This window comes from Rhodobacter sp. 4.3.4, assembly GCF_058724655.1.
The window spans coordinates 1,794,349-1,805,903 of the sequence record NZ_CM178967.1 but is presented as its reverse complement, the minus strand read 5'-3'; the positions used below and the strand labels follow the sequence as shown (position 1 = coordinate 1,805,903).

Sequence of the window (11,555 nt, the reverse complement as noted above, 5' to 3'; positions counted from 1 at the left end):
AATTGTGATTCTTGCCGCCTGTCGCTACTTCCTTGGGCAGTTGCAAGAGAGAGACCAAGTGACGATCCTGCTCGACAGACTTCGCCTCGACCCTCCGGTGCTGCTGGCGCCGATGGCGGGCATCACCGATCTGCCCTTCCGGCGCATGGTGGCGCGCTTTGGGGCGGGGCTTGTCGTCTCCGAGATGGTCGCAAGCGGCGAGATGCTGACCGCCAAGCCCTCGGTCCGGGCCAAGGCGCAGGCGGAACTGACGGCGGGGCTGCCGACCTCGGTGCAGCTGGCGGGGCGCGAGGCGGCGCCGATGGCCGAGGCGGCGAAGATCGTCGCCGACATGGGCGCCGAGATCATCGACATCAACATGGGCTGTCCGGCGAAAAAGGTGACGGGCGGGCTGTCGGGGGCGGCGCTGATGCGCAATCCCGATCATGCGCTGCGGCTGATCGAGGCGGTGGTGGGCGCGGTGGACCTGCCGGTGACGCTGAAGATGCGGCTGGGCTGGGACAGCGATCAGCTGAATGCGGCCGAGATCGCCGCACGGGCCGAAGCCGCGGGGGTGAAGATGATCGTCATTCATGGCCGGACCCGGATGCAGTTTTATACCGGCGCGGCGGATTGGCGGGCGATTGCCGCGATCCGGCAGGCGGTTTCGGTGCCGGTGGTGGCGAATGGCGATATCGTCGATGCCGCCTCGGCGCGCGCGGCGCTTGATCAAAGTGGCGCGGCGGGGGTGATGGTGGGGCGCGGTGCGCAGGGGGCGCCCTGGCGCTTGGCGCAGATCGCCGCGGCGCTGTTTGGCAAGACGGGTCCGAAGCTTCCGGCGGGATCTGAATTTTCCGATCTTGTGTCAGAGCATTACGAGGCGATCCTTAGTTTTTACGGCCGTGATCTGGGGCTGCGCATCGCACGCAAGCATCTGGGCTGGTACGCCGAGACCGCCGCTGCACCGCTGCGCGCCGAGATGATGCGCGCAACCGATCCCGCTGCCACGCTGGCGCTGATCCGCAGCGCCTTTTCCGACCGGGAGGCCGCATGAACCTGCCCCCGCCCGGCATCATCTGGAACTCGCTGCCGCTGCCCGCGCTGATGCTGGATGTCAACGACCGGGTGATCGAGATCAACCCGGCGGCGGAATTGTTCTTCAACCTTTCGGCCCGCGCGCTCAAGGGACAGGTGCTGGGCGAGCGGCTGGCGATCTCCGCGCCGCTGGAAGAGATTTTCGCCCGGGTGCGCAAGAACCGCTCGGCTTTGTTCGTCAACGATGTCGATCTGACCACGGGCGAACGCGCCCCGGTGCAATGCAACCTGCAGGCCGCGCCGATCGCCGACGACCCGGAAACGGTGCTGCTGCTGATCTCGCCGCGCGAGATTGCCGACCGGCTGGGCAGGGCCAGCCTGGTGAAATCGGCCGCACGTTCTGCCATCGGCATGGCCGAGATGCTGGCGCATGAGATCAAGAACCCGCTGGCGGGAATTGCCGGGGCGGCGCAGCTTCTGTCGATGGGGCTGTCGGGCGAGGATCTGGAACTGACCGATCTGATCGTCGATGAAACCCGCCGCATCGTGAAGTTGCTGGAGCAGGTCGAACAGTTCGGCAATGTGCGCCCGCCCGAGATGAAATCCGTGAACATCCACGATGTGCTTGATCGGGCACGGAAATCCGCGGGCGTCGGTTTTGGCGCGCATATGCTGATCGTCGAGGATTACGACCCCTCGCTGCCGCCGACCTTGGGCGATGCCGATCAGCTGACGCAGGTGTTCCTGAACCTTCTGAAGAACGCCTCCGAGGCGGCAAAGGGGCAAGGCACGATCCGGCTGCGCACCTTTTACGATTATGCGCTGCGGCTGCGCCGTCCCGATGGCGGCGGGCAACGGCTGCCGCTGCAGGTCGAGGTGATCGACGACGGTCCGGGCATTCCCGCCGATATTGCCAGCTCGATCTTTGAGCCCTTTGTTTCCGGGCGCGAGAACGGCACCGGCCTTGGCCTGGCGCTGGTCTCGAAGATCATCTCTGAGCACAGCGGCTGGATCAGCGTCGAAAGCGCCCCCGGCCGCACCGTTTTCCGCATTTCCTTGCCCGTTGCCCCGAAGGAGTTTTGATCGATGGATGGCACCGTTCTTGTCGCCGACGACGACCGCACGATCCGCACCGTTCTGACCCAGGCGCTGACCCGCGCCGGCTGCAAGGTCCATGCGACGGCGTCCCTGATGACGCTGATGCGCTGGGTCGAGGAGGGCAAGGGCGATCTGGTGATTTCCGACGTGGTCATGCCCGACGGCAACGGGCTCGAGGCGCTGCCGCGGATCGCGCGGGAACGGCCGGGCCTGCCGGTGATCGTGATCTCGGCGCAAAACACCATCATGACGGCGATTCAGGCGGCCGAGGCGGATGCCTATGATTACTTGCCCAAGCCCTTCGATCTGCCCGATCTGATGAAACGGGCGGCGCGCGCGCTGGAACTCAAGCGCCGCGCGCAGGTGGTGCCGAAGGTGATCGAGACCTCGCGCCCCGAGGGCACCGATCTGCCGCTGGTCGGGCGCACGGCGGCGATGCAGGCGCTTTACCGCCTTGTCGCGCGGGTGATGAATGCCGATCTGCCGGTGATGATCATGGGCGAATCCGGCACCGGCAAGTCGCTGATCGCAAAAGCGATTCACGATTTTTCCGACCGTCGCACGCTGCCCTTCGTGGTGGCGCAGGCGGCCGATCTGATCGGCGCCGACGGCCCCTCCAGCCTTTTGGCGCGCGTCAAGGGCGGCTCGCTCGTCTTTGACGAGGTCGGCGATTACGATGACGAAACGCAGGGCCGGATCGTGCGGATGCTCGATGCGCTGCCCGATCCCGCGCCGCGGATCATGGCGACGACCCAGGTCGATCTGGGCGCGCTGATGGAGGCGGGCCGGTTCCGGCAGGATCTTTACTACCGTCTGGGCGGGGTGACGCTGGCGGTGCCCGCGCTGCGCGAACGGGTCGAGGACATCCCGCTTCTGGCCGAGCATTTCCTCGGCCGGGCCGAGCGCGACGGACTGGGCACGCGCCGCTTCTCGGCCGAGGCGATGGGGCTGGTGCGCGCCTATGCCTGGCCGGGCAATGTCCGGCAGCTGGAAAACACCGTGCGGCGGCTCGTCGTGACGGCGTCCGAGGAGGAAATCACCCGGACCGAGGTCGAATTCGTTCTGGGCAATCAGCCCGCGGTCGAGCCGTTGCGCGGCGCGGGTGGCGAGGGCGAGAAACTCTCCGCCTCGATCGCCCGGCATCTGCGGCGCTACTTCGATCTGCATGGCGGCAACCTGCCGCCGCCCGGGCTTTACGACCGGATTCTGGCGGAAATGGAAGCGCCGCTGATCGAGATTGCGCTGGATGCCACCGGCGGCAATCAGGCCAAATGTGCCGATCTTCTGGGGATCAACCGCAATACCTTGCGCAAAAAGATCACCGATCTGGATATTCAGGTGACAAGGCGGCGCAAACTGATGTAAATGGGCCACAGGTATTTGTGGCAAATCCACCTCACGGGATTCGCCGCGGCGGAGAACCGGGGGACCCGTCGTGTCCATGACGAGGAGTGGCTCAGCTTGGGAGAAGCTGGCGCGGCTGCGGCGCCAGCGCAGGGTGCAAAGCGGGTTCGTCTTTGGCCTTGCGGTGCTGGGTCCGGCGCTGGCGATCCTTACCCTTGTCGTGCTGGGGCCATTGGGGCAGGGCGCCGACAGCATCGGGCTGCGGCTGACGCTTCTGGCCGACTTCATCTATTTCCTGGTCCTCGCCGGGCTGATCCTTTTGCGGCTGACGCAGATGATCGCGGCGCGGCGGGCGCGGGCAACGGGCTCGCGGCTGACGCTGCGGCTGACCGGGGTCTTTGCGGGGATCGCGCTGGTGCCAACCGTTCTGGTGGCGCTGTTTGCCGGGCTGACCGTCAATATCGGGCTGGAGGGCTGGTTTTCCGACCGGGTGCGGTCGGTCGTCGGCACCTCGCTCTCGGCCGCCGAAGCCTATCAGGAGGAACACCGCCACGATCTGGTGCAGGATGCCGGGGCGCTGGCCGGGTTTCTCAACCTGCGCCGTCAGGCGGCGACCTTTGCCGATGACGGCGATCTGCGCGAATGGCTGGTGGCGGGGCAGCAGGCGATCCAGCGCGGGCTCAAGGAAGCCTATGTGATCGACGGCGGCGCGGCGATCATCGCCCGCGGCGATCGCTCATATCTCTTCGACTACGAGACCCCGCCGCCCGAAAAGGTGGTCGCGGCGGCGCGGGGCGACACCGTGCTGATCGAGGATTGGGCGAATTCGGAATTCCGGGCGCTGATCAAGCTCGACGCCTATGTCGACCGCTATCTTTACGTCTCGCGCGCGGTGGATGGCCAGATCCTGTCGCTGCTCGACAACACCCGCGAGACGGTGCGCCTGTATCAGCAGCTGGAGACCTCGCGCGGGCGGGTGCTGTTCGAATTCGGGCTGATCTATGTCGGTTTCGCGCTGATCCTGATTCTGGCGGCGATCTGGGCGGGGCTTTGGTTCGCCGAGCGGCTCTCGCGCCCGATCGGGCGGCTGGCGGCGGCGGCCGAGCGGGTCGGCGCGGGCGATCTGGACGCGCGGGTGATCGAGGAAGAGGGCGATGACGAAATCGCCACGCTGGGGCAGGTCTTCAACCGCATGACTGGCCAGCTCAAGGGGCAGCGCGCCGAGCTGGTGGCCTCGCATCGCGAGACCGACGAGCAGCGCCGGATGTTCGATTCCGTGCTGTCTTCGGTCACGTCGGGGGTGATCGGGCTGGATGCCGAGGGGCGGATCGACTTTCTCAACCCCTCGGCGGTGCGGATCCTGAAGCTGGCCGCCGCGCGCGACACCGATCGTCCGCTGGCCGAGGCTGTTCCTGAATTCTCTTCTCTTTTCCATAAGTTGCAGGACGGTCTTCATGCCGTCGTGCAAGAGGAGGTGCGGGTCTCGCGCGAGGGGCGGCTGGAAAGCCTGCTGGTGCGGATGGCCGAGCGGCGGAGCTCGGGGCAGCGCGAGGGCTATGTGGTCGCCTTTGACGACGTGACCGAGCTGGTCTCGGCGCAAAGGATGGCGGCCTGGGGCGATGTGGCGCGGCGGATCGCGCATGAGATCAAGAACCCGCTGACGCCGATCCAACTGTCGGCCGAGCGGATCAAGCGCAAGTTCAGCCGTCAGGTCGCCCCCGAAGAGGCCGAGGCGCTGGAGCAACTGACCGGGGTGATCGTGCGCCAGACCGATGATCTGCGCCGGATCGTCGATGAATTTTCCCGCTTTGCCCGGATGCCGGAACCGGACCGGCGCGATCATGACATCGTGGCGCTGACCCGCGATGCGGTGCTGTTGCAGGAAGGATCGCTGCACGGGGCGAAGCTGTCGGCCGATCTGCCCGAGGGGCCGGTGGTGGTCGAACTTGATGCGACGATGATCAGCCAGGCCCTGACCAATCTGATCAAGAACGCCGGCGAGGCGATCGAAACCCTGATCGAAAAGGGCGCCCCCGAAGGCTACGCGCCCGAGGTCCGCGTCAGCCTGCGCGCCGAGCCCGAAGCGGTCGAGATCCGGATCATGGACAATGGCATCGGCCTGCCGCCGGACCGGGCGCGGCTCTTCGAGCCCTATGTGACCACCCGCGCCAAGGGCACCGGCCTTGGCCTCTCCATCGTCAAGAAGATCATCGAGGAACACGGCGGCATGCTGGTTCTGACCGATGCCCCCGCCTTTGGCCCGGAGGCCCATATGGGCGCCTGCGCCGAAATCAGACTGCCTCGCGCCCGATCCGGGCTGCGCGCCATCAAGGATAGTGAGCCATGAGCGACATTCTCATCGTCGATGACGAAAAGGACATCCGCGACCTGATCGCCGACATCCTCAAGGATGAAGGCTATGCGACGCGGACGGCGGCCAATTCCGACGCCTGCATGGAAGCGATCAACACCGAGGCCCCGGCGCTGATGATCCTCGACATCTGGCTGAAGGACAGCCGGATGGACGGGATCGACATTCTGAAGACGGTGAAGCGCGACAACCCGGATATTCCGATCATCATCATCTCGGGGCATGGCAATATCGAGATCGCGGTGGCCGCGATCAAACAGGGCGCTTACGATTTCATCTCCAAGCCCTTCAACATCGACCAGCTGATGGTGGTGATTTCCCGCGCCATGGAAACCAGCCGGTTGCGGCGGGAAAATTCCAGCCTGCGGCGGCGGGATCTGCATTCGGGGGACATGATCGGACAATCGGCGGCGTTCCGGCGGCTGAAGGATCAGCTCGACAAGGTGACGAAATCGAACGGGCGGGTGATGCTGACCGGCGATCCCGGCTCGGGCAAGGAATCGGCGGCGCGTTACATCCACCAGCATTCGACCCGGGCGGCGGCGGCCTTTGTCACGGTGAACTCCGCGACAATCGCCCCCGAGCGGATGGAAGAGGTGCTGTTTGGCCGCGAGACCACGGAACGCGGAATTGAAAAAGGCCTTCTGGAACAAGCCCATGGTGGGGTGATCTATTTCGACGAAGTGGCCGAGATGCCGCTTGGCACGCAGTCAAAGATCCTGCGCGTGTTGACCGAACAGCAATTCACCCGCGTTGGCGGGTCCGACAAGGTGCGGGTCGATCTGCGGGTGATCTCCTCGACCACGCGCAACCTGAGTGCCGAAATCGCCGCCGGGCGGTTCCGCCAGGAACTTTACGACCGGCTTAATGTGGTGCCGATCGCCGTGCCCTCGCTCTCCGAGCGGCGCGAGGATGTGCCGCTGATCGCGGGTCACTTCATCGAGGTCTTCAACCGCACCCAGGGTCTGGCGCTGCGGCCGCTGTCCGAGGAAGCGGTGGCCAGCCTGCAGACGATGGACTGGCCGGGCAACATCCGCGAATTGCGCAACGTGATCGAGCGGGTGCTGATCCTCGGCGATGGCACCGGGCCGATCGAGGCGCGCGAGCTGCCGGGCAATGCGCCGCTGCCCGAAGAGGGGCGGATCGTGCTGGGCGGCCAGCTGGCCGCGCTGCCCTTGCGCGAGGCGCGCGAGCTTTTCGAGCGCGAATATCTGCTGACGCAGATCAACCGCTTTGGCGGCAACATCTCGCGGACGGCGGCCTTTGTCGGCATGGAACGCTCGGCGCTGCACCGCAAGTTGAAATCGCTCGGCGTCGTCACCTCGGCGAAATCCGGGCGCGGCGGGGCGGGCTTCGACGAGGCCGAAGAGGACGAGATCGAAGCCGCGGGCGACGAGGTCTGAGGCCGCGACTGCGCTCCGCGGGCGACAGGAAACGTCAAATTCCGTGCCCCGGGCGCAAGTCTCTGCTTTTTGGCTGGAATCTCTTGCACCTTTGCGCATACTGGCGCGAGGGAGACCGAAACCGGCCCCGCGCGACAGGACAAGACAGAAAAAAAGGCATAAGAAAAATGGCTGCCGACAAACAGAACCTTCAGGACGCCTTCCTCAACCACGTCCGCAAGACCAAGGTTCCGGTCACGATCTTTCTCATCAACGGGGTGAAATTGCAGGGCGTGATCACCTGGTTTGACAACTTCTGCGTGCTTTTGCGCCGTGACGGCCAATCGCAGCTGGTCTACAAACACGCGATTTCGACGATCATGCCCGGCTCGCCGATTTCTCTCTACGAGGGCGAAGACTGAGCGATCCCATCCTTTCGAAAGACCGTCCGACCCGCGTCTGGGTGCTGCACCCGGACCTGAAGGCGGTCGATGCCCGGCGCGAGCCGGAATTGCGGCTGGCCGAGGCGGTGTCGCTTGCGGCTGCGCTGCCGGATCTGCAGATCATGGGCCACGAGATCGTGCGCCTGCCCAAACCCCATGCCGGGCATCTTTTCGGCACCGGCAAGATGGCCGAGCTGAAGGAACGCCTGAGCGCGGCCGAGGTCGATCTGGTGCTGGTCGATGGCCCGGTGAGCCCGATCCAGCAGCGCAATCTGGAAAAGGAATGGGGCGTCAAGCTTCTGGACCGGACCGGGCTGATCCTCGAGATCTTTGCCGACCGGGCACGCACGCGCGAGGGCGTGTTACAGGTGGAACTGGCGGCGCTCTCCTATCAGCGCACCCGGCTGGTGCGGGCCTGGACCCACCTTGAACGGCAGCGCGGCGGCTTCGGCTTTGTCGGCGGTCCGGGCGAAACGCAGATTGAGGCGGACCGCCGCGCGATCGATGATCAGGTGATCCGGCTGAAACGGCAGCTGGCGAAGGTGGTGAAAACGCGCGAGCTGCACCGCGCGGCGCGGCGCAAGGTGCCCTTTCCCATCGTCGCGCTGGTGGGCTATACGAACGCCGGAAAATCCTCGCTTTTCAATCGCATGACCGGGGCCGAGGTGCTGGCGAAAGACATGCTTTTCGCCACGCTTGATCCGACCATGCGCGGCCTTGTGCTGCCCTCGGGGCGGCGCATCATCCTTTCCGACACGGTGGGCTTCATCTCGGACCTGCCGCATGAGCTGGTGGCGGCCTTCCGCGCGACGCTGGAGGAGGTTCTGGAGGCCGATCTGATCCTGCATGTGCGCGACATTTCCCACCCCGAGACCGAGGAACAGGCCGAAGATGTCGGCGAGATCCTCGAATCCCTGGGCGTGGCCGAGGATGTGGCGCTGATCGAGGTCTGGAACAAGATCGACGCCCTGTCCGAGGCGGTGCGGCAGGGCCTGCTGGTGCAGGACGCGCGGCGCTCGGATGTGCAGGCGGTCTCGGCGCTCTCGGGCGAAGGGATCGGCGCGCTGGTGGCGGCGATCGAGGCGCGTCTGGGCGAGGCCTGGATCGAGGAGGACCTCGATCTGCCCTTCACCGCGGGCAAGGCACATGCCTGGCTGCACGCGCAGGGCGTGATCCGCAGCGAGCTGCAGGGCGAAGACGGCTGGCAGCTGCGTCTGCGCTGGACCGAGGCGCAGAAGTCGAAGTTCGTCGCACTTTAGCTTTGCTGCGCAAGCCATTGAAAGGGCGTATTTAAGCCAAGAAAAGCGGATGTCTTTTTCTTGGTGCAAATACGCCCTTTCGCGCTTACTCGGAAGCGCCGGGGGGGGCCAGCCGGGTGATGCCGGCGGCTGCGGCGCGCGCAAGTTCGGGGTCGAGCGACATCGGCACATATTCGCCGCGCCGCCACAGATCAGCCAGATCGTCGTAATGGGACGAGAACGGATGGCCCGATTGTCCGGTGGCGATGATGAAGACCGAGGAATCCGGGTCGGCGAAATCATAGACGCCGCGATAGCCCGCGCCGTGGACATTGGCGAAGGGATCGGGGCCGGTGCCCGCGGTCAGGCCGCGGTTGAGGGTGAAATCCCCCCCCGAGGTCGATTGCCGGATGTTCATCAGCCATCCAAGCAGCGGATTGCGCCCCAGAACCGTGTGATCGTGCCTGGCCTCATGCGCGTCGCCCCAGCGCCAGCTTTCGATCTGCGGCCCGTATTTCTCCTGCAACTCCAGAAGCGCCGCATCCAGCGACACCCGGGCGATCTCGGTGCAGCTTTCCGAGGGCGCCGATTGCAGCACGTCGCACCAGCGCGCGGCGCCATCGACGTTGCGCAGCACCTTTTCCAGAAAGAGCGGCTCGATATGGATGAATTTCGCCGCAAGCTCCGGGCCCAGCTCGTCGCGGATCAGCCGGTCCTGAAATTCGCGCATCCAGGCGGCATAGATCAGCGGCTCGGGCAGGTGTTCGTTCATGTCGCCATCCCAGGCGGCCAGAAGCTCCAGCGCGCGTTGGCGAAAGCGCTCGGGCGTGCCCTCGGGCGCGGGGGTGCCGGTGAACCACAGATCGGCGCCCACCAGCGGCAAAAGCCCGCGCGCGGCGGGTGAGACCGTATCGGTCTGCACCGCGATGAAGCTTTCGCGCGAATGCACCTCGCGCTCGCCCATCAGCCGGGTCAGCCGGGCGACGCGCTGGCTGTCGCCCCAGTCGTGGCTGACATGCAGCGGAAACGGCCGGTCGATCAGCTTGTTGTTGGTGTTCACCACGATCCCGCCCTCGGGGTTGAGCAGCCGGGGATTGCTGTCATAGGGCAGCCGCCCATGCCAGCGGTTCGCCAAAAGCCATCCCGGCTGCGGCATCCGCCCCTCGGTCGCATTGGCCGGATCGCGCAGCGGCAGCGCGCCCAGCGTCACCAGCCCGACCGAGGTCGCATCGGCCAGCGTCAGATTGAGCGCGGGGGCGATAAAACCTTCGCCCGCCGCCACCGCCTCGGGCACGGTCTTCGATTGCATGATCTTCAGCGCCGCGCTCATCGAGGTGTCGGCGGTCGACAGCGCCGACCAGCCCAGGCTGATCACATGGCCGGGCGGGGTGATCTTGCCCAGATCGAAGTGACCCGGGGGCAGCACCGGGCCGTTTTCGGTCCAGCGCAGCGTCAGCGTGATCGGCGCGGCATCCTTGACGGTGACGATCACCTTGCGGGTGGTGAACTCGGCCCAACCCTCGGGGCTGCGGTAGCGCCCGGGCGTTTTCGGATCAAGTTCCTCGACGAACAGGTCCTGGTCATCGGCGAAGGCGGCGGTGATGCCCCAGCCAAGCTGGTCGCTGCGGCCGGTCAGGATCGCGGGAATGCCGGGGATGGTGGCGCCGATCACGCCGCCGGTCGAAAGCTCGAGCCGGGCCAGATACCAGGGCGAGGGGGCGGAAAAGGCGGCATGCGGGTCATTGGCCAGAAGCGAGCCCCCCGCGGCCGAGCGTGCGGGGGCGGCGGCGAAAGCGTTCGAGGCGGCGGCGAAATCGCGATGCGCAAAGGGCGAGAGCGGCTCTTCGGCATCCGCCGCGGTTTGCAGCTGCGCGGGGTCAAGCCCCGGGAAAAGCGCGGCATAACGGGGCAGGGCGATGGTGCCGGGGCCGGGCACCGCGGGCATCAGATCCGCCGCCCAGCCCTGACCCAGCATCGAGAGCTGGGCGCGCAGAACCTCGGTGTCGATCTGCGTGGCGTTCTGCACCGCCATCAGTTTTAGCAGCGCGATCGAATCGGCGGGGGTCCAATAGGCGATCTCGGCGTCGAAGAGGAAGAATTCGGGCGCCCCCCGGCCCAGCGCGGCGCGGTTCACCTCTTCGATCCAGGCATTCACCCCGCGCGCATAGGCCTCCAGCGCCGCGGTCGTTGCCGGGTCCTGCGCCGCGACCGAGGCCTGGGCGGCGCCGTAAAGGTCAAGCCGGCGCATCAGCTCGTCGGTCTTCAGGGTCGTGGCGCCGAAGACCTCGCTCAGCCGGCCCTGCACGGTGCGGCGTGCCAGCGTCATCTGCCACAGCCGGTCCTGCGCATGGGCCAGACCCAGCGCGAAATAGACATCGGCATCGGTCTTGCCGAAGATATGCGGCACATCCTCGGTCGTGCGCACGATCTCGACCGGGGCCGAGAGTCCCTCCATCTGATAGGTGGCGTCGTAATCGGGCAGCGAGCGGGTGGCGAAATACCAGATCCCGAAAGCCGCAAGCACGGCCAGCGCAAGCAAGGTCATGACGATGCGGACCAACCAGGTGAACAGCCGATACATGCGAGGACCTTTGACCGGGATGTGACGCGAAGAATTGACGGGGCAGGCGGGGGCGTTACTAAGTCACGGACAGGCAATATTCAA

General features: G+C 66.0%; 8 protein-coding genes. 7 read left to right on the top strand and 1 reads right to left on the bottom strand.

Annotation, left to right across the window (positions count from 1 at the left end):
• The first annotated feature begins 58 nt into the window (after positions 1 to 58).
• The 7 genes from dusB (at position 59) to hflX (ending at position 8,911) form a co-directional block, all read left to right on the top strand.
• Positions 59 to 1,033 carry a tRNA dihydrouridine synthase DusB gene (gene dusB, locus AC4PTB_RS08720; RefSeq protein ID WP_492189606.1) on the top strand — a complete coding sequence of 325 codons (975 nt, stop codon included), beginning with the start codon at positions 59 to 61 and terminating at the stop codon, positions 1,031 to 1,033.
• Positions 1,030 to 2,097 carry a two-component system sensor histidine kinase NtrB gene (locus AC4PTB_RS08715; protein ID WP_492189605.1) on the top strand — a complete coding sequence of 356 codons (1,068 nt, stop codon included), beginning with the start codon at positions 1,030 to 1,032 and terminating at the stop codon, positions 2,095 to 2,097. Before dusB ends, AC4PTB_RS08715 begins: the two co-directional genes overlap by 4 nt.
• Positions 2,098 to 2,100: 3 nt before the next feature.
• On the top strand, positions 2,101 to 3,477 hold the full coding sequence (locus AC4PTB_RS08710; RefSeq protein WP_492189604.1) for a response regulator: 1,377 nt from the start codon (positions 2,101 to 2,103) through the stop codon (positions 3,475 to 3,477).
• Between the two features lie 76 nt (positions 3,478 to 3,553).
• A complete protein-coding gene (locus AC4PTB_RS08705; protein WP_492192612.1) occupies positions 3,554 to 5,803 on the top strand; it encodes a sensor histidine kinase NtrY-like in 2,250 nt (749 codons plus the stop codon).
• Positions 5,800 to 7,230: a nitrogen assimilation response regulator NtrX gene (gene ntrX / locus AC4PTB_RS08700; RefSeq protein WP_492189603.1), complete on the top strand. Its 1,431-nt coding sequence runs from the start codon at positions 5,800 to 5,802 to the stop codon at positions 7,228 to 7,230. Before AC4PTB_RS08705 ends, ntrX begins: the two co-directional genes overlap by 4 nt.
• Before the next feature lie 167 nt (positions 7,231 to 7,397).
• Positions 7,398 to 7,631 carry an RNA chaperone Hfq gene (gene hfq / locus AC4PTB_RS08695; protein ID WP_013067525.1) on the top strand — a complete coding sequence of 78 codons (234 nt, stop codon included), beginning with the start codon at positions 7,398 to 7,400 and terminating at the stop codon, positions 7,629 to 7,631.
• Positions 7,628 to 8,911: a GTPase HflX gene (gene hflX, locus AC4PTB_RS08690; RefSeq protein WP_492192611.1), complete on the top strand. Its 1,284-nt coding sequence runs from the start codon at positions 7,628 to 7,630 to the stop codon at positions 8,909 to 8,911. Before hfq ends, hflX begins: the two co-directional genes overlap by 4 nt.
• Positions 8,912 to 8,996: 85 nt before the next feature.
• Here hflX and AC4PTB_RS08685 read toward each other — a convergent pair whose 3' ends face one another.
• Entirely contained in the window at positions 8,997 to 11,471 is a 2,475-nt protein-coding gene (locus tag AC4PTB_RS08685) for a penicillin acylase family protein (protein ID WP_492189602.1), read from the bottom strand.
• Positions 11,472 to 11,555: the final 84 nt, after the last annotated feature.